Source organism: Vibrio sp. 10N.239.312.D08, assembly GCF_041466145.1.
Classification (GTDB): domain Bacteria; phylum Pseudomonadota; class Gammaproteobacteria; order Enterobacterales; family Vibrionaceae; genus Vibrio; species Vibrio crassostreae_C.
This window is the reverse complement of the sequence record NZ_JBFSSD010000024.1, coordinates 26397-46053: the sequence shown is the minus strand read 5'-3', so window position 1 is coordinate 46053 and position 19657 is coordinate 26397. Positions and strand designations below refer to the sequence as shown.

General features: G+C 45.1%; 18 protein-coding genes and 1 pseudogene. 6 read left to right on the top strand and 13 right to left on the bottom strand.

The annotated features are described in order from the left end of the window. Positions 1–24 precede the first annotated feature (24 nt). The 3 genes from AB6D58_RS14030 to hinT all read right to left on the bottom strand — a co-directional run bounded on the left by AB6D58_RS14030 (position 25) and on the right by hinT (position 2446). On the bottom strand, positions 25–408 hold the full coding sequence (locus AB6D58_RS14030; protein WP_017060222.1) for a YcfL family protein: 384 nt from the start codon (positions 406–408) through the stop codon (positions 25–27). Continuing rightward, positions 408–1799, bottom strand: coding sequence for a COG3014 family protein (locus AB6D58_RS14025; protein ID WP_017065296.1), 1392 nt, complete (start codon positions 1797–1799; stop codon positions 408–410). Before AB6D58_RS14025 ends, AB6D58_RS14030 begins: the two co-directional genes overlap by 1 nt. 296 nt (positions 1800–2095) lie before the next feature. Then, on the bottom strand, positions 2096–2446 hold the full coding sequence (hinT, locus tag AB6D58_RS14020) for a purine nucleoside phosphoramidase (RefSeq protein WP_017060220.1): 351 nt from the start codon (positions 2444–2446) through the stop codon (positions 2096–2098). Between the two features lie 277 nt (positions 2447–2723). Here hinT and AB6D58_RS14015 point away from each other — a divergent pair, with 277 nt between their 5' ends. Beyond that, a complete protein-coding gene (locus AB6D58_RS14015) occupies positions 2724–4715 on the top strand; it encodes a methyl-accepting chemotaxis protein (protein ID WP_017068093.1) in 1992 nt (663 codons plus the stop codon). Positions 4716–4912: 197 nt separating this feature from the next. Continuing rightward, positions 4913–6079 (top strand): DUF1887 family protein, encoded by a 1167-nt coding sequence (locus AB6D58_RS14010; protein ID WP_017060218.1) that lies wholly within the window; start codon positions 4913–4915, stop codon positions 6077–6079. A gap of 213 nt (positions 6080–6292) precedes the next feature. Here AB6D58_RS14010 and udp read toward each other — a convergent pair whose 3' ends face one another. The 4 genes from udp to AB6D58_RS13990 all read right to left on the bottom strand — a co-directional run bounded on the left by udp (position 6293) and on the right by AB6D58_RS13990 (position 11920). After that, positions 6293–7051, bottom strand: a complete 759-nt coding sequence (gene udp, locus AB6D58_RS14005; protein ID WP_017065292.1) for a uridine phosphorylase — start codon at positions 7049–7051, stop codon at positions 6293–6295. A gap of 282 nt (positions 7052–7333) precedes the next feature. Further along, positions 7334–9691 carry a zinc/cadmium/mercury/lead-transporting ATPase gene (locus AB6D58_RS14000; RefSeq protein ID WP_102429146.1) on the bottom strand — a complete coding sequence of 786 codons (2358 nt, stop codon included), beginning with the start codon at positions 9689–9691 and terminating at the stop codon, positions 7334–7336. Positions 9692–9844: 153 nt separating this feature from the next. Further along, positions 9845–11308 (bottom strand): MATE family efflux transporter, encoded by a 1464-nt coding sequence (locus AB6D58_RS13995; protein ID WP_017065289.1) that lies wholly within the window; start codon positions 11306–11308, stop codon positions 9845–9847. A 195-nt stretch (positions 11309–11503) separates the two neighbouring features. Next, on the bottom strand, positions 11504–11920 hold the full coding sequence (locus AB6D58_RS13990; protein WP_017060213.1) for a CBS domain-containing protein: 417 nt from the start codon (positions 11918–11920) through the stop codon (positions 11504–11506). A gap of 301 nt (positions 11921–12221) precedes the next feature. Here AB6D58_RS13990 and AB6D58_RS13985 point away from each other — a divergent pair, with 301 nt between their 5' ends. Next, a complete protein-coding gene (locus tag AB6D58_RS13985; RefSeq protein ID WP_017060212.1) occupies positions 12222–12455 on the top strand; it encodes a hypothetical protein in 234 nt (77 codons plus the stop codon). Positions 12456–12622: 167 nt separating this feature from the next. Further along, positions 12623–12919, top strand: coding sequence for a hypothetical protein (locus AB6D58_RS13980; RefSeq protein WP_029235295.1), 297 nt, complete (start codon positions 12623–12625; stop codon positions 12917–12919). Positions 12920–13016: 97 nt separating this feature from the next. Here AB6D58_RS13980 and AB6D58_RS13975 read toward each other — a convergent pair whose 3' ends face one another. Continuing rightward, positions 13017–14003 (bottom strand): glycosyl transferase family protein, encoded by a 987-nt coding sequence (locus AB6D58_RS13975; RefSeq protein WP_081324522.1) that lies wholly within the window; start codon positions 14001–14003, stop codon positions 13017–13019. Positions 14004–14170: 167 nt separating this feature from the next. Between AB6D58_RS13975 and AB6D58_RS13970 the strand changes: the two genes are divergently transcribed. After that, positions 14171–14779 (top strand): TetR/AcrR family transcriptional regulator, encoded by a 609-nt coding sequence (locus tag AB6D58_RS13970; protein WP_017060209.1) that lies wholly within the window; start codon positions 14171–14173, stop codon positions 14777–14779. A gap of 123 nt (positions 14780–14902) precedes the next feature. Continuing rightward, positions 14903–15397, top strand: coding sequence for a peptidylprolyl isomerase (locus AB6D58_RS13965; protein ID WP_017060208.1), 495 nt, complete (start codon positions 14903–14905; stop codon positions 15395–15397). Positions 15398–15527: 130 nt separating this feature from the next. Here the strand turns inward: AB6D58_RS13965 and AB6D58_RS13960 are convergent. The 5 genes and pseudogenes from AB6D58_RS13960 to AB6D58_RS13940 form a co-directional block, all read right to left on the bottom strand. After that, positions 15528–15644, bottom strand: a pseudogene (locus AB6D58_RS13960) (cytochrome c); the annotation flags it as partial. A gap of 42 nt (positions 15645–15686) precedes the next feature. Further along, a complete protein-coding gene (locus AB6D58_RS13955; RefSeq protein WP_372098168.1) occupies positions 15687–16553 on the bottom strand; it encodes a DMT family transporter in 867 nt (288 codons plus the stop codon). Positions 16554–16663: 110 nt separating this feature from the next. After that, positions 16664–17761: an alkene reductase gene (locus AB6D58_RS13950; RefSeq protein WP_017065285.1), complete on the bottom strand. Its 1098-nt coding sequence runs from the start codon at positions 17759–17761 to the stop codon at positions 16664–16666. A 14-nt stretch (positions 17762–17775) separates the two neighbouring features. Then, on the bottom strand, positions 17776–18153 hold the full coding sequence (gene gloA / locus AB6D58_RS13945; RefSeq protein WP_017066787.1) for a lactoylglutathione lyase: 378 nt from the start codon (positions 18151–18153) through the stop codon (positions 17776–17778). A 203-nt stretch (positions 18154–18356) separates the two neighbouring features. Beyond that, entirely contained in the window at positions 18357–19292 is a 936-nt protein-coding gene (locus AB6D58_RS13940; RefSeq protein WP_229648068.1) for a LysR family transcriptional regulator, read from the bottom strand. Between the last annotated feature and the right edge of the window lie 365 nt (positions 19293–19657).

Genomic DNA, 19657 nt, shown 5'->3' with positions numbered 1-19657 from the left:
ATCATGAGACCCGTTTAATCTAACTTACTGCTCTCGGAACTGGACTCTGAACTGAGTCGCTTTCGGGTTTACCGACACTTCCGACAACGAAATACTTTCAAAACCACGAACAATTGCTTGTTTCCAAGGGCCTTGTTTTAGGTTGACCTCAAGCCCGGCATCGTCGTACCAGTAAAAACGATAAAGGATATGTTGGTCGCCTTTATAGTTACTGTTTAAACGAACGATTCCTCGCGTATGACCGTCGACTAGATCGGTGCGGATATCTTCAACCTGTAAACGGCTACCCAATACCTTGTCACCAAAGAAAACGTTCTGAGTCAGACTATCGACCCTTACGCCAGCTGTATTATCAGCACAACCAGCCAGAGCCATAACCGCTGCTAAACTCACTAACCACTTTTTCATTACAGCCTCCCTAGCTGTTTATGCCACATTGTTGCATTGTTACCTTGTCGAGAAATCCACACCAAAGTGGTCTGCCCTTCTCGGATATCAAAGTCGTACGTTTTAGCGCCCGCTTCTAGCGTATATTGACCGCTGTTTGCTACGAACGTGCTGCTCTTAATCTCAGCCGGTAGAGATTGCCAACTGCGAGTGTCTGGTTGCTCTGTCAGTGTGTTCCACACGTTGAACAGAATATTACCGACATCATCGCCTTTGGTTGCTTCTTTTCGAATGCGATCTTTCGCGACTACACGTAGCGCTTGGCGAATAACAATGCTTGTCATACGTTCCGATAGATCGTTCTGCGCCATCGCGTTTACATCAGTGATCAAATGTTCTTGTAGCGGCTGTCCGCTGATTCGCAAGGCAGAAAAACGCTCTACGTTTTGACTTGGGTAATATGGCAGCGCAAGAGAGTATATTGCCCCCTGATCGCGACTGTCATAAACAGGCAAATCCAGTCGCCAACTGTCCATAGCTTGCACAGCGCTCTGCTCTTGAAGAACAATCACTCGCCCTTCACCTGCACTAAGTTTAGAAGATTGCTTATAGCGTTTTTCTAATGTTGCTAAATCTTGTCGCATCCCTAAACGAGCGGCTGTTGCCATGGTTCTATCGATGATTTCTTGGTTATCTGGCATCACAGCCAAAGCACGACGATAGTCAACGTAGGCGCTGTTTAAATCATTTGACGCTTCATAAAGCAGACCAGACAAGAACATCAGATACGCATTCTGTACTGACTGCAGTTTCTTACCCGCATCAGGGTAATTGGCAAGGATGCTACCCACATTGGCAGACAAGCCTTGCTTCTTCGCATCGCTGGCTGCTTTGTCTAACTCAGCCTCGCGTTGCTTCTTCGCTTGTTCTTGAACTTGGTTGGCGCGACGCATTTCGATCACCGCACCTTCTAAATCGTTTTTCTTGAGGTAATTTAAACCGAGATACAGATGAAGAAAGCCCAACTCGTAATCGGCTGGCACATACTCGGTAATATTGTCATTCACAGCCAACGCACCCACACTGGTTGCACTGTCTGAGATTGAGATCACGGCTTTGCGTTGCTGCTCAGTAACCGCCTGATCAGCCACTTCAAACGAAGCCTTACTCTCAGGGTATTTTTGATCCAGCAGATTAATTCTGCCTCTTTCAAAGTTATCAAGGATGTCGCCTGCCGCGTAATCTGGTAGCTCTTGCTGAGCCTCTGAATAATCTCCAGATTTAACGGCTTGGTAGATCGCTTTGTTTTGTGCGCTGTAATGACTGAACAGGCTTCCTGCAGACATACTCGCACAACCTACGGTCAACGCCGATAACAGGGCAATGGAAGCGAATCTAAACTGTTGCTTCACTTATCGTCTCCGTGCATGTTTAAAATGCCTACTTTATTAGGGTCTGATGACCTTTAATGGTCTCATTATCAAAACGAAACGCGTTGTAAAAAGGATCTCAAGCCAGTTGAAACCCTACTGATTTAGCCTCTGCCTAGGCGATGCCGATGTTCAGACAACAGATAGAACTTAAAGTTGGCATACAAACTACAAATTTTCCAACTAACTACTTGTGTTAACCCACTAATGAGCGCGTTTAAACTAGCTCATTAGCTTTCATTAACTCGTTAGCTTTTCATTAGCTCATTAACTTTTTATTAGCTCATTAATAGGGGGCCAAGTGGACGGCCGCCAACCAAGTGCATGTGAATATGATAAACCTCTTGGCCACCGTGAGAGTTACAGTTCACGATAAGACGATAGCCATCTTCTGCAATGCCCTCTTCTTTTGCTAACTTGCGAGCAACAGTAAACATGCGCCCCATCATCGCTTCATCTTGGACTTCAACATCGTTAGTTGTCGGAATCAGCTTGTTTGGGATGATTAGGATATGGCTTGGCGCGCGAGGGTTAATATCGCGAAATGCGGTTACTAAATCGTCTTGGTATAGTAGATCTGCTGGGATTTCTTTGTTGATGATCTTAGTAAAAATGGTTTCTTCAGCCATGTTTCTCTCCGATAAAACATTTATTTTTTAATGCTTTGAGTATGCGCTATGCCGCATCAAACCACAATAAATCTGCTTTAAAGCATAATAAAAAACACCGTTCAAATCAAAGAAAACGAGCCTTAGCTCTCAAGAATGGCATGTTGGTTATAACTGAGCGCTATTTTTGACGTGTGCGTCATAAAATGCGTAAGCCGAGCTCAATAGAATGCTGATAATTTTGTTAGTTTTACTTTGACCTGACATTAGGTCTGCATTTTTATTTAGGGAGAAAGCCATGAAGGGATCTGTGATCAAGCGTATGTACGCTGGTTTCGCACTGATCATCATCATGTTCGCAGTCACGATAACCATCATGATGAACAGCATGAATCAGATACACAGCAATTTTGAGAGTGTCTCAGAAACCTCATTACCACTTGTCGCGCTTTCAAATCAAACGAGTGTTCAATTGCTTTCTGCTGATAAGTCATTCAAAGATTTCTTAACCACACAAAACGCTGAACGCATGTCTGCAATGCGTACAGAATTTGCTGCATCACAAAACTCGTTTTCAGAAGTTCTCGGTAGTTTAGAAGCGGCAAGCCAAAACAATGCTTCACTTGTTGAACGTATCGCGCAATTAAGAGCAATGGAAGAACGCTACTTCGCCGAAGCTGACGAAGCGATGAACAACTACGTCGCGATGTTCGAAGCACAAGAACAAGTACAAAAAGCGTCTCGTGACTTCCAACGCTTACATTCAGAATTAACCGTTGGTATGAAAGAGTACGTTGCCGACCAAAAAAGCATCTCTGTAAAAGTGATGGCAAAGAGCTACTTCATCAAACTGCAAGACGCAGAAGTTATTACCTCTGATGCACTTGCTAGCTCTGATGTTGCCTTCGTTCAAAAAGCCCTTAACCAAAACAAAAAGGCCGTTACTCATCTTAACTACGCTTATCGAGGTCTATCAACACAACTACCAGCACTTAAAAATGTCTTCGATGAGTCGGTTCAGAAGTTCACCAAAGACGTTGGTCAGAAAGGTGGCGTACTAGACAAACACAATAACTACCTACAAGCCAAACAAGCGTTGTACGTGAACATCGCTAACCTAGCTCTAGAAGTTGACCAAGCGATGGCTGTTTTGGACTCATTCAACGTGACCGCTGAAGAGCAACTTAACTCATCACTCGCTGACGCAAGCAGCATCTACGACAAAGGCCTATTCAACGCGATTGCCATTGGCATTGTTGTGACTGTGTTCGCTGCTGCGATTGGTTACCACATTGCACACAGCGTACGAGAGCCATTAACTCGCATCCTCGGTACATTAGAAGGTCTAACTGAAGGTGATATGACTCAGCGTATCGATATTCGCTACGACAACGAATTCAGCCGCGTGAGCCGTCACATCAACACCTTGGCTGACAACCTGCACAATATCCTTGTGAAGTTGAATGATGCTTCAGATGACTTAACTAAGACTGCAAGCGTCAACCAGAAGACGTCATCTGAAACGCAGGCTCAATTGAACAGCCAACGTGAGCAAACCGCGACTGTTGCGACCGCAATGACAGAGATGTCTCATTCTGTACAAGAAGTGGCGAACAGCGCGCAAAGCTCACTCACCATGGTTCAACAAGTAGAATCGGCTTCTGAGTCTGGTCGTCAGATCATGAACACCAACATCAGCACCATTAATCAGCTTGAAGTTCGCCTTACTGAATCAGTGGGCGCTGTAGGCGAGCTACAACAGATGAGTAGCCAGATTGGTTCAATCCTTGACGTTATTCGTGGTATTGCTGAACAGACCAACCTACTTGCACTTAATGCGGCAATCGAAGCAGCGCGTGCAGGTGAACAAGGTCGTGGTTTTGCAGTCGTTGCCGATGAAGTACGAGTGCTAGCACAGAAGACCACTCAATCAACCTCTGAAATCGAGACTATGATCAGCAATCTGCAATCAAGCTCGAAAACGGCAAGCAACGTTATTGAAAGCTGTATGAGCGATATGGACATGTCGGTTCAACAAGCTTCAAGTGCAAACAGTGCGATGGAAGAGATCCAAGCCTTGATTCTAGAGATCAGCCACATGAGTACACACATCTCTCAAGCAGCCGCTGAGCAGAGTGAAACGTCTGGTGATATTGCACGCAACATCGAAGACATCAACCATATCGCAGATAAGAGTTACCAAGCGATGTCTTCAATTGCAGAAGCCAGCCAAAACCTAACAATTTTGGCGAATCAGCAAGGTGATTTAGTACATCAATTCAAACTATAGATAAATGAAGAATCGATAGATATTTAGTGAGATTGTTGAGACTTCTTACCCAATAGTGGTAACTAATTGAGCTAGGGCAACTTTTATCAAGGGTTGCCCTTGTTTTTTATGAGCTTTGTCATTATATGATTATTAAGGCTTGCTGCTTCCCGTTTTTTCTTTCACCTTTATGAGCGAGCCGCTATTAAGGAATTTATATGGCTGTTCATGTTGGCATTATCGATCAAGACCCCATTCGCTTGCTCACCCCATTACTTGATAACCGAACGGTCAGCACCCACATCGTGTTTATCGGCGACAAGAATCAAGTCAGTATGTACAAACGTTTAGACAGCGTTTTGCATAAGCGCGACATTACGAGTGAGTTTTTCGAAATTCCGACCATCGTAAATACGTCCGTCATTAAAGAATCTATCCAAACCCTTGCCGAAGACCTCAAAGCACGCGGTCAAGAAGTGAAGCTCAACGCAAGTTGTGGCCTTCGTCACCGCCTACTTTCTGTGTACGAAGTATTCCGTACTTACCACTGGCCAATCTTCGTGGTTGAACCAAACAGTGACAAGCTGTGTTGGTTGTACCCAAATGGTAAAGAAGATGCACAAGTTCAAGACCGCATCACCATCGACGACTACCTGACTGTGTTCGGTGCTCGCGGTGAATTCAGCGATGTTCAGCTGTCTCCGCAACTGGATCAGAAACTTTATGAACTGGGTGAACGTTGGGCAAGTAACGCACTCGAACTAGGCCCTGGCCTTGCGACATTGAACTACCTAGCAACGACCTGCCGTAAAGAACAAAAACTTGATGTAGGTCTATCTGAGAAGCAACAAGGCTATCGCGAGCTCAACATGCTGTTGAGCGATTTGGTTGAAGCTAAAATTGCGACTTACGACAATGGTATTTTGACCTTTGCCAACGAAGACGCGCGCCGCTTCTCAAACGGTGAATGGCTTGAAACATTGGTTCACAGCACAGTTAAGCAGATCCAAGATGACATGCCGACCATTCAAGACCGTTCTTTGAATGTTCAGGTATACCGTCAACTGGGTGAACGTGAGGTTCGTAACGAGCTTGATGTTGCCTCTGTGGTGAACAATAAGCTGCACATCATCGAATGTAAGACCAAAGGCATGCGTGATGATGGTGATGACACCTTGTACAAACTGGAATCGCTTAGAGACCTGCTAGGTGGCCTACAAGCACGTGCAATGTTAGTGAGCTTCCGCCCTCTTCGCCATAACGACATCACACGAGCTGAAGATCTTGGCCTTGCATTGATTGGCCCTGACGAATTGAAAGATCTTAAAACACACCTAACGGCATGGTTTACAGCTGCGGGTGGCAGTGAAGATCTAGAGTGCTAAAAACCAATAAGCTCATGAGAGCTCAATGCTCTTAAGCAGATTGTTAAAAAGGCGAATGACGATTAAATCACTCGCCTTTTTTGTTGTCTGTTTTCTCTATTGATTACTTTCAGACGGCACAAAAAAATGGCCGCATCATACGATGCGGCCATTTTCAAAATTTAATGTCACTTGAAGACTTAATGCTCTCTAAAACTCAGAGCACTTTAAGACTTAAAGCATTTTACGAGCGGCTTCTACAACCACTTTGATTGAACGTGCTTCTGTTACTTTTAGAGTGTCGTGATCAGGCGTCTCTTTTTGAGTACGGTTGATGATTACACCAGCAACACAACCTGCTTTCAGACCAGAACTTGCACACATAGTTAGCAGTGTTGCAGATTCCATCTCGAAGTTTAGAACGCCCATGTCTTGCCATTCTTGCATAGAGCCTTGGAAGCGCTTAACAACGCGACCAGAGAACGTGTCGTAACGCTCTTGACCTGGGTAGAACGTATCGCTTGATGCCGTTACGCCCATGTGAACTGTTGCACCTGATTCATCAACTGCCGCTTTCATTGCTGTTGCAACTTCAAAGTCAGCCACTGCTGGGAACTCCATAGGAGCAAAGTGTAGGCTAGCGCCGTCTAGACGAACAGAACCTGTAGAAACAATCATGTCACCCACGTTTACGTGAGGTTGGATAGCACCAGTCGTACCAACACGTAGGAAAGTGCGAACACCAAGTTGAGCAAGCTCTTCAACTGCGATAGAAGTCGATGGACCACCAATACCTGTTGAACATACAACAACTGGTTTGCCGTCTAGCTCTGCGCGGTAAAGCGTGTATTCACGGTGACTAGCAAGGAATACTGGGTTCTCCATCTCTTCTGCAATTTTTTGCACACGAGCAGGATCACCAGGGATGATCGCAAGAGTAGCACCGTTAAGATCTGCTTCAGTAACACCTAAGTGGAAAACAGCTTGAGACATAGTTCGCTCCTTTTGGCTTATTGGGCTTTTTACCCTTATTTAAGCTCATAGTAAATTCGTGGGGTACGAACACACTCTAACCAAGCTCATTACAAAATGAAGTGACGCATGTCACATGGATGATCGCAACAATAATTCAAGTTTCACAAAAAACCGATTGGCATCACAAAAATAAGCAATCCGCACGCCTATGTTGCATACTAATGAGACAAAAAGCGCCTTTAACGTATTACCGCTAAAGGCGCTTTTATATTAAGAATGCTCTATGTCGGTGAGCTCGATTTAGTCCGCTTTAGATTTAAATCGAAGCAGACGCAATGCGTTCAATGTCACCAATGCAGTTGCACCACTATCCGCTAAAACTGCCACCCACAAACCGGTAATACCTAACAAGCTTGTCACCAAGAATACGACCTTCAAACCAAGCGCAAGGGCTACGTTTTGACGGATGTTGTTCATGGTCGCTTGCGACAGTTCAATCATCGCTGGCAGCTCAGTTAAACGGTTATGAGTCAGTGCTGAATCCGCCGTTTCCAAAGCGACATCCGTACCACCACCCATTGCGATGCCGACATTCGCCGTTTTCATTGCTGGTGCATCATTAATGCCATCACCGACCATCGCCACGTGCGACTGTTGAGATAACTCCTCAACGTAAGATACCTTGTCGCTTGGCAATAGGCTTGCCTTGTACTGCATACCAATCTTGCTACTGATCGCTGCTGCACTGCGCGGATTATCGCCGGTCAACATGATAGATTGAATACCTAATTCATTAAGTCGTTCAATCGCAAGCTTAGCGTCACTGCGTAACGTATCTTGCCAAGCAATCAGACCAATCACCGTCGTAGCTTGCTCTGTTGATTCTTCTTGATCTTTAACCTCAAGAGCAACCACAACCGTCTTGCCCTCACCTTCTAATGCTTCTACCTGAGAAACCACATCGGCACCAAGTTCGAACGTGACTTTAGACGGTGACAGAACCTGATACTTAACACCATCAACATCCCCTTCAACACCACTACCAATCAACGCTTTCTTGTTGTGTGATTCAGGAATCTCAATATTCAGGTCTTTTACTTTAGCGACAAGTGACTGCGCCAACGGGTGAGTAGAGCCAACTTCAATCGCCCCAACCACACGCAGCATCGCGTCTTGTTGCCAACCCGATAGAGGTTGAATATCCGTAACCTGAGGCTTACCTTCGGTCAGTGTGCCTGTCTTATCGAAGGCGATGGTTTGGATTTTGCCAAGCTGCTCTAGCGCTGCGCCGCCTTTAATGAGCGCGCCACGTTTCGCAGCTGCTGCTAAGCCAGAGGTAATCGCTGCAGGAGTCGAGATCACCAAGGCACACGGACAAGCAATCAATAACAGCGCTAGGCCACGGTATACCCATGTTTCCCATGGCTGCGCAAACAACAATGGTGGCGTGATGATGACCAACAGAGCCACTACCATCATTAACGGTGTGTACCAACGGCTGAACTTATCGAGGAATCGCTCTAGTGGTGCTTTACGTGATTCTGCTTCTTCAATCAGATGAAGAATACGATCGATCGCGTTCTCACCCTGTTTTGAAGTGATGGTGATACGAACCACTTTATCGACCACCACAGCGCCAGCCATGATGCTGTTACCTTCGATATGTTCAACAGGAACAGATTCACCGGTTAACGCACTTTCATCAAAGCTTGCCGCGTCTGTAATCAATTGTCCGTCAGCAGGTAAACGAGAGCCCGCAGCCACTTCAATCACATCACCTGGAACCAGTTCACTGACGGCAACTTCTACACGTTCGCCGTTGATGATCTTAGTCGCGTTTTCTGGTACCAATGCCATTAGCGCTTGAACGCCACTTCTTGCTCGAGATGAAGCAAACGCTTCTAAGCGCTCACCAATCAAGAACAACAATAGAACCATCGCAGCTTCCACAGTTTCGCCAAGGTACAAAGCACCCAGCGCGGCAACACTCATTAAGGTTTCAATAGCAAATGGTGTTCCTGAGCGTGCCAACTGAACCGCTTTTTTCGCCACCGGATATAAACCAAGCAGACAAGTTACCGTAAACAAGCCTTCACTTAATTGAGGTGAGGTGCTTTTCACAAGCACTGCAAACAGCATTGCCGCTGCAATCGCGATAATCTGTAAATTAGGTTGGATATGAGCTTGCCAAAAAGTCTCAGGTTGTTGTTTTTCTTTCTTTGAACCGACTTCCGTAAGAGGGAAACCCGTTTTGATAGAGACCTGTTCAATGGTGTCAGCAATGCTTTCATTATCGAATTTCACAACCAGCTTTTCGGTAGCAAAGAGAACCTTCGCTTGAATAACACCGTCAATATTGCTGATCGCGTTTTCTATTTTTCTTGCACAAGCTGGGCAGTCCATTCCGGCAACCAGCCAACTTTTCGAAAATTTGGCATCGAGAGATAAAGTTGAGGACTGACTGTCTTCTTCTCCACTGTCCGACGAGCTACAACAATCATCTCCAGACGATGACGGAGCAGCAGAAGAGCTACAACAACCAGATGAAGTGCCTGCTGCTGTGATGCTTGAAATTTTAGGGCTAGAGCAACTTGCTCCTGCCGCTTGAGGTTGAACGTCCACTTTTGCTGAGCGGCACGCTGCATGTTTTGCGCACATAATGTATCTCCTTAATACTCAAAAGCCTTGAGGTTGTTGCTAACTTACGAGCAACAGAACCTTAAGTTCATCAAAAGTATAAACCTTGGAGGCTACTCCAAGGTCAAGAAGAAGTTTTCAAGAAAACAAAAATATTATGCCAGCGCCGATGGCTTACTGAGATTTAAGCTCCGCACACTCTTCACGGTTAGCGGATACATCATCAATAAGAACCGCATCGTGTGAACAGAATGGCTGAGTGTTCAAGCTGACAATCGACACATCATCTTCCACTGGATCAACTTGAGATCCTTGCATCAGTTCAGCGATATGATGTCGAAGCACCAAGATACCTAAAATTCCGAACAAAACATTACCCAAAGCTTGACCATAGAGAACACCCAAAGCGCCATACCATTGCGAACCTAGATATACGAACGGCAGAGTACCTAACGTCGCTTTACCCAAATTCAATGCTGTCGAGTAAAGCGGTTTACCTAGGTTGTTGAAAGACGTGTTGGCAACAAATAGTGCACCGTTAAAGGTGAAGGTTAACGCCACATAGGTACAGAAAGCCGCCACAATGATTGCTGCATCACCTTGTAAGCTAAAGCCTTGAATGACATAACCTTGAACGAAGTACAACAGAATACAAACAGCGATGGTGTATGCCGTAGTAACCAGCAATGAGTTATTGAGTGTTTCTTTTACTCGGTCCATGCGTTCAGCACCAAAGTTCTGACCAATGATTGGCCCCACAGCGCCAGACAAGGCAAAGATAACCGCAAAACAAACTGGCGTCAGACGACCTATCACGGCAAAGCCCGCGACAAAATCCTCACCATATTGTGCGATACCCGTTGTTACAATCGCATTACCGATAGGCGTTGCGGTATTGGTGATAATCGCAGGCAGCGCAATCGCCAATATTGGTCGAATATTAATGCGCCATTGCACAAAAGAAGGCGGAGCTACCAGCTGATGGCTGCGAATAAGAGGATAAAGCGAAAAGAATAGCACCGAGAAACGAGCGACAACCGAAGCGATAGCCGCCCCTTCGATGTTCCAACCAAAACCAAAAATAAACAGAGGATCGAGAATCGCGTTAACAATGCCGCCAGACAAAGTTGCCCACATCGAACGCTTAGCATCACCTGCCGCTCTTAAGCCCGCACCCGCTGCCATCGCTAACGCCAAAAATGGACCACTAGGTAGCAAAATCTGTAGGTAAGCTTGAGCGCGTTCGGCTGCAATGCCTTTGGCGCCTATCGCGGCTAGCAGCTCTGGAATATAAGCGAACATGATTGCAGTTATGGTTGAACTGATAACAAACGCAGTCAGCATGATACTGGTGCTTAGGTTTCGAGCGTGCTCTTGATTCTTGGAGCCGATGGCTTTGGACACTAATGCGCCCATGGCAATGGAAGTACCGATAGAAACGGAGGTAGAAAAGAAAGTCAGCGTACCTGCAAATCCTACCGCAGCAGCCAATTCAACCTGTCCGAGCATACTGATAAACAGCATGTCGAGCAGATCGACCACAAATAACGCCATCAAACCGACAGAGCCAGCCCCCGACATCACCAATATGTGGCGCATCGTTGAACCTTCAACAAACTTTGCCGTTTGATTTGACATGAAACCTCCAAAAGTTGGAATACCCAAGAGCTAAAGCCTAATCAGCTGTTCAACTGTTCAACTGTTCAACTGTTCAACTGGCTAGGGATCCAAAAAGAGAGGATCGACCAAGAAAAGCGCTATACGGAAAAAAGGCGCTAGTGCGCCTTTTTTCAATTGAGGGTATTGAGAAAAATAATCGTTCTTAACACGCTACTATACCTGATGTTTGAAGCATTCTTCCAAGTTCTTGCCAATTGCTCTCAAAACATCAGTTCTGGTGATAATACCCACCAGTTTTCGATTATCGATCACAGGGTATGCTTTAGGTTTTCCAACCTGCATCATGTCCGCCAATTCAATAATGGATAAGTCAGGTGACACCGACAGCACTTCTTGGTACATACAGTCACCCACAAGGTGTGTGTCTTGGCAGAAGTAACTGACCTTCACAAGTTTCTCGAGTAAATCCTGCTCTGAAAGGAAGCCAATCACTTGTTCGTTATCATCGATTACGGGCCCACCCATATGGTGGCTACGCATCACTTTGTCTAACGCTAGACTTAACGGCATATCAGGAGTAAATGTCACAACCTGCTGCGTCATGTAATCTTTCACTTTAATAGAATGCATTGCGTTCTCCCTAAATACTTTGCGTCATATATTTTCTATCTTGTTAAGTTAATTGTTGTCTAAAATCTTGATTTTACTAAATGGATTTCAACAATTTTATTGATAGGCAAAACCTAACAAGACAAAAAAGTGAGACAAACAAAGGGTTGAGCACGTTTTCGAACGCCAGAAAAAGAAAAAAAAGAGCCCTTACAAAGCCTTACTTTCCCTTGCTTAACCTTACTTAGCCGAGCTAGCCTGCGTAAATAAACCCTGTAATCTTCACCTCACTAATAATTAGAAATCCCGTTTTAGGAAGTTTATGCAACACGACAACAACATGTACGCGTATATTTACGCAGGTAACGACGGTACAGAAAACACACTCATCGCCACTATCGATAATCAAGAAAAACCGCTGATATCAAGCTGCGTTGATGAGATAAAACGCATGTCATGCTTAGCCATTGATTTAGCAGCAAAACACGACCTAAAAGTGAAGCTGGTGAAATATCAAAGAGAACAAGAGATCGACTTCGGCCTATTCGTTAAATAGTGAATCCGACACTGATTTGGTTAATCTCTAACTGGCAGCCATAGTAGCATTAGCAAGCGCAATAGCCGTGAATGGCTGCCGAATTCGACCTGACAAGCCTAACGGGTAAAGGCTATAATGATCAGACGGCGCCCTTGCCGATTTTCATTGTCCAAATACGGTTTACTATGTCTTCCCAAACCCCACCTAAAACGTATCTAACGAATTCCTTATCTAAGTTAAAAAGCTACTTTAGTGAGTTATTGGATTTCCAATCACGCATTTGGGTGGTTCATATCTTTGAAGACTCTATTACCGATCAGTCGTTTGTGATTAATGAAGATGGCTTTAAAGAACCGCTAGAGTGGATGAAAAAACGTGATTACCAAGCGAGAATGCTTGATCGTGTTGATAAGATGAAAATCTCACAGGTGATTGAGATTCAGTTCGAAGACAAAATGCATCGCTTGATGCGAGTGAAGTAGCTTTATTGTTTGGGCGTTCACGAAAAGCCCTTGCTAGAAATCAAGTATAAAAAGGCCAGCGCTCGCTGACCTTCTCTCATAGATTACAAACCACCATCTAACGCGCACAATACTCATGCCACAGGCGCACCGCTTTCTGGTATGCCTCAGTTTTATCGTGCGTTTCTGCAAAGAGAATGGCTGTCATGCTGTCGACAACGGTATTCGCCATTAGCGCCATATCTTCAGCCGATGTGCCAAGTACACATTGACTAGGAAGTGGCAGCTCTAGGTTCATCATCTCTTCCCAGTAGAACGATTCGACTTTGTCAGGAGAGCTCATCCATACCGTTTGGCTAACTTTAGGATTATATTCCGACTCACCGTTCATCCCTTTGAATGAAATCACCGAGTGGGATTTATTTCCGATAACATGCTCAACTTCCGCATGAAGTTGTGGAAAGCCAGGATGGAAACTGCCACGCAGACCTAAACGGCCACCACCAGGATTCAATGCTCGAACTACCGTGTTAATTGGTGTTCTCAAACCGTAGCGGTGTTTCCAACCAATCATGGTTTGTGCTTCGGGCGCAAAGTTAGCTAGCGGTAAATAAGCAATGCCGTCTTGTTCAAGAATCGACTTAGCATGTTCAGGGCTCTCAGCACTTTGCACACCGACATCTTGCAAATGGCTTTCAACGTGCGTCCTACCGCTCGGCTTATCCATATAGCCATGCATTAACACTTTATAGCCATTGTCAGCTAAGATTTTTGCCGCCAACAAGTTCCAAGGCTTGCCACTGGCGTTATCGTTACGCTTACCTGCATAACACGGCCAATCAATATCAGCGCCTAAATCTGGCACTCGAGATTGAAACGCTTTTACAAAGCCAGCGATCTCTTCATTGGTTTCATTCTGCACACGAATCAGCATCAGTAGCATAGCCATTTGGTCGTCACCGACTTCTCCGCTTAAATACTCATCCATGATGCGGTAGGCTTGTTCGAACGATAAAGGCTTACGCCCTCTTTCTCCTCGTCCAACTGTACGAATACACTCTAAAATACTACTCATTGATTGTTTATTCTCTTCCGTTGATATCAATAAAATTCGAATACACTTTCGATTCTATGATACCCACCGTGCATTGCAAAGCGATTCAGTTGCTCTCGACCGAATTACCAATACGCGGATTGGTGTTCTAAAAGTAAACTTACTGGTGTAAAATTAGCGTATGTAATGCTAACCGCGACATATTGAGTAGTATCCCGATGACTGTAAAAAAAACGCTGAGCCAAAGAAAACGTGAATCGATCGTTGCCGCTGCTATCGCAGAGTTTACTGAGCATGGCTACAAGGCCACCAGCATGGATAAAATATCGAGCCGCGCAGAAGTATCAAAGCGAACCGTATACAATCACTTTGCCAGCAAAGAGCTGCTTTTAGATGAGATTCTGGACAGCATTTGGAGCAAAACTCTGGCCGCGACGCATTTCCCTTATCAAGCAGAACTGCCACTTGAAGAACAGCTTTCGTCGATAGCCAATCAAGAACTTGAGTTACTTGAGTCTGAAGGCTTCATCGACCTGTCACGCGTGTTGTTCTCAGAGTATTTCCATAACGCCGAACTGGCGCATCAAGCGATGGAAAAATATTCCCAAGCAGAAAGTGGACTTACAACCTGGGTTAAAGCCGCGTTGGCAGACGGTCGTTTAGTAGAACTAGACCCACAATTCGCCTCCACGCAGTTCATTGGTCTGCTTAAGTCTTTTGCGTTTTGGCCGCAAATCATTGGTCATGTGCCGTCACCGGATGCTGCGCACAAACAAGTGATCATTACTTCAAGTGTCGAGATGTTCCTTAAACAATATCAGGCGTGATTTTGGTGGTTGATGAGAATTCAACCACAATAAAACCATCACTAGTATCTGCTGTTATTTTCCCTATACTGCAACCCACTTTCGTCATTACGACTCAGTAAAACTTCAACTTTAGGTAACCCTATGATTACTTTCACCACCAACTTTGGCGATATCGAGATTGAACTGAACCTTGAAAAAGCGCCAGTAACGTCGAAAAACTTCCTTAAATACTGCCAAGACGGTTTCTACGAAGGCACGACATTTCACCGTGTTATTGAAGGTTTCATGATTCAAGGTGGTGGTCACACTATCGACATGACAGAAAAACCAACTCGTGCCCCAATCGTCAACGAAGCAAACCGTGGCTTGAAGAATGTGATTGGTTCTGTGGCAATGGCTCGGACTGATGCACCACATTCTGCAACGGCGCAGTTCTTCATCAACCTTGATGACAACGATTTCCTAGATCACACCTCAACAACCAATGCTGGCTGGGGTTACGCGGTATTCGGTAAGGTTTCAGCAGGTATGGATGTGGTAAACAAAATTGCGAAAGCACCAACAACCATTCGCTGGGGACACGAAGATGTGCCTTGCGAAGATATTGTGATTACAAAAGTCACTATTCGCGACTAATTCATTCACGTCCTTTCCCGCCCCTAGTGCATTCGAATTGATGGCATAAAGAAAAGAAGGCTGTGCGATAGGACTATGGTGGTAAGGGTTCGACTTTACCACCTGTATTTAAAGCTCGTTGTTAGAATAGTTACCAGCGAGAACGATAAGTACGGTGACACCCTTTGCACGTCTTATTCGCAGAATTTAACCCTTGCTCTGCACTCGACAAGTCTTGTTCAACACTCGCCTGATAAGGCTCAGAAAAGCACTTGAAGAACAACCCACACTCGGCCTTGCGCCGAGTGTTTTATTTTCGTCTCGACCATTTGATATAGCAAAATAGTGAAGCAATGATCACCGCCCCACCGAGCAGCTTCTGCATCTCTACACTTTCGCCAAGCACACTCACACTTAACAGCAGCGTCCACACAGGCTCAAGAATCATGATCAATGCCGCCACTTCCATGTTCACGGAGTGCTGACCGACCGTTTGTAGCAAGTAACGAATAGACGTTGCGATCACCGCAGAGACAATAAACCAGAAGACTAAGGTTTTGGTGATTTCGAACTCCGGCTGAGCTGTCATAGAAGCAAAGGCTAAACCACTCACACCCACCACAAACAGTTGCACACAGATTGATGCGATAGGCTTGATATTGGTAATCACACGCTTGTTCATCACAAAGTGAACAGACAACAACATCGATGCTAGTAAGAAATAAATCTGACTCTGCTCAACATGCCAGCCGTTACCCAAAGTCAGCAACAGCATGCCAATAATCGCGATCGGGAAAGACACCCAAAACGCGCGATTAGGCTTAACTCGAAACAAAATCCAAGACACAAACGGTGCAATGATCATGGCTAAGCTCATGATGAATGCCCCTTCCGACAAGCTTTCAGTCACCGAAACTGCAAACACCCATACCTGCAATGAGGCAGACAACAACAAACCCACGCCGCAAAGAGACAGAATCTGCTTAAACGAAAGCTTACGAATATGGTGAATACAAAATGGCAGAAGAATAAGACTCGCGACGAGGAATCGCACACCAATGAACACTGGCCCAGGCATTTCTAATACCACCAGCTTAGATGCAATCCATCCCACCCCAGCTAGCAGGGTGGCAAATAGAAGGTAAAGCTCTCCGCGCATCGCTTTCACGTTCATCATTTTACTTAGTCCAATAACAAAAAAAGCAACCCGACTCTGCAAGGTTGCTTTTTATAAACATTCAACAGGATCGAGATACTATCTCAATACTCTGCTTCAGGCAGCTGTTTTTAGCCTGCGTATTCTGGGTAATCCGTTAAACCTTTTTCAGCACCACCGAACAATGTGTTTGGATCGTGCGCTGCAAGTGGGTAACCATTTTGAATACGAGCTGGTAAATCTGGGTTCGCAACGAATGGACGACCAAAACCAACCATGTCAGTTACGCCTTCAGCAACGGCTTTTTCGCCACGCTCGCTATCGTATTTACCCGCATAAATAAGGACACCCTCGTAGGCTTCACGAACTGCTGCTTTAAATGCTTTTGGCGTTTCAGGTGCATCGTCCCAATCAACTTCTGCAATGTGTAGGTAAACAATTTTGTATAGGTTAAGTAGTGCTGCCGCCGCTGTGTAAGTCTCTACTGGTGTAGCGTCAACCGTACCATTCAACGATGTGAACGGAGCAAGGCGGACACCAACACGGTCAGCACCAATCGCTTCAACCATAGCTTCAACCACTTCGCCTAGGAAACGTAAACGGTTTTCAATTGAACCACCGTATTCGTCAGTGCGGTTGTTTGCTTCAGAATCGATGAATTGGTTGATTAAGTAACCATTCGCTGCGTGAAGTTCGATACCATCAAAGCCTGCTTCAACCGCATTCAAAGCCGCTTGGCGATACTGTTCAACCACCTCTTTGATGTCTTGTTTCGTCATTTCACGAGGTTCAACCACATCAACAAAGCCCGGTTCATCAGTACCGTTATCGATGAATACCTTTACGTTTTGTGCTTTAAGTGCAGAAGACGAGATTGGCTGTTCACCACCAATGTTGTCTGGGTGTGTTACACGGCCTACATGCCAAAGTTGAGCGAAGATAACGCCCTCTTTTTCATGTACGGCATCAGTCACTTTTTTCCAACCAGCGATCTGCTCATCAGAATAGATACCCGGAGTCCAAGCATAGCCTTGACCCATAGGTGAAATTTGTGTGCCTTCAGCAATAATCAAACCTGCAGAAGCACGCTGAGCGTAGTAAGCCGCCATCATATCGTTTGCTGAATTACCAGGTTGCGTTGCGCGAGAACGCGTCATCGGTGGCATAACAATACGGTTTTTAAGCTCGATATTACCAAGTTGAATTGGTTGAAATAGTGCGTTTGTCATTGTTATATCCTCGATTAACCTAGTTGAATCAGTTCGATTTGGTAGCCGTCTGGGTCAGTAATAAAAGCGATATGAGTTGAGCCGCCTTTCACTGGACCCGCTTCGCGAGTGACGTTGCCACCTAGCGATTTGATTTTGTCACATGCTGCGTAAATATCTTCTACACCCAATGCCAGATGACCAAACGCGCTGCCCATCTCGTACTCATTCGTATCCCAGTTGTACGTTAGCTCGATAGTCGTGCCGCCTTGCTCATAGCCAACAAAAACCAATGTGTAGCGGTACTCTTTGTTTTCGTGGCGTTCAAGTTCCTTCATTCCCAATACCTTGGTGTAGAACTCGATAGACTTGTCTAAATCAGTAACTCGGATCATTGTGTGTAGGAATTTCATATTTCGCCCTTTTTAGCCCAGCAACCTGAGCCGATATAATCGTGAGTGGAGGTTACCCACTCCTTTGTTAGGGTTAATATACGAGCTGACAGCAAATAAATGAAATTATCATAAATTCTCATTGTGATAATTTTCTATTATAACTCACTTAATACAAGTGATTTGTTAAGAAGATATTTGGCAAACAAAAGATAGGGCGACGATCAGAAAGCGGAGCGCCAACTGTTTAGTGATTTAGACATGTCATTAGTCGTATTGATGATCTGCTCTCTGAACCACTTATGTGCCGGATCGGTGTTCTGTTTTTTCAACCAAATGAGGTAATGAGAGATAGGCTGATAATCGAAAGGCGGTTTGAACAACTGTAACCCAAGACGTTCCTGATACTGGATCGCCATAGAAAGCGGCACAACAGTGATGTAATCAGTCTGGCTACACAGCATTAGGTTACTGGCCATAGAGCTGCCGTGAATTACAATTTTACGCGAGGATAAGTCTAACGAAGTGTAGTGAGTCAAACTTCTTACTTGGCGACGTGTTCTGGCTAAAACCGCATGTTGCTCACTGAGATATTGCGCCTCGGTGATCTCACCTTTGATCCTAGGGTGCCCATTTCGGCAAACAATCACAAACTCACTGTCGTAGAGCTTTTCGCTCATCATGCTTGAATGCTCAGGCAACACAATGTCGATCATCAAATCAAACTTCTGAGTTAATAGATCCTCATGGACTTGATCATCACTATCTGGTTGGTCATACACCTCAAGAGATAAGCCTTGGTTAGATAACTGAGAAAATCGATCGAGCAACATCCACTTTAAATGTTCGGGAACCGAAGCCACAAACCTGCGCTCTGTACTCGCTTCATCAAACCCAGCCATACCTTGAAACACGCCGTTGAGCTCGTGTATTGGCGCTTTGATTTGCTCATACAAGCTTTGCGAGTAAGCAGTAGGCACAACCCCTCGCCCACTGCGCACAAACAACTCTTGGCCAATTTCATTTTTCAGTCGGCCGAGCGCAGTGCTGATCGTCGATTGATTGGTATTCAAATGATCGGCAGCCTTACTCAAACTGCCCTGCTCCATCACCGCTGAAAACACAGCCAATAAGTTAAAATTCGGAATGTCATTACTCATGATTCAGTGCTCATTTGGCGATAGATTTAATTATCTTATCGTAAAAGCGATAGAATGAAACAACGGATGCTCATTGAGAAAACAAAACTGAGAAGGAAGCATCATATGGTAAAGAGCAAAAATGTCAGAACAACTCACTCTTTCGAATAGCTGCCACATTCGCCAGATTGGAATCTAAATCTCTTCGCTGTGCCAGTAACGCTTAATCCACCCAAACTCACCCTAGACTGGTCGGAGTATTCAATATTTCCGTCCTGCCTTATTGATACTTTTATAGCCACTTCTATGATCCAGGCTAATTAAATAGACATATTTTATAAGCCGAGTTTGAGCCTGTTCAAATAAACCCACCTCACGTTTAAGCA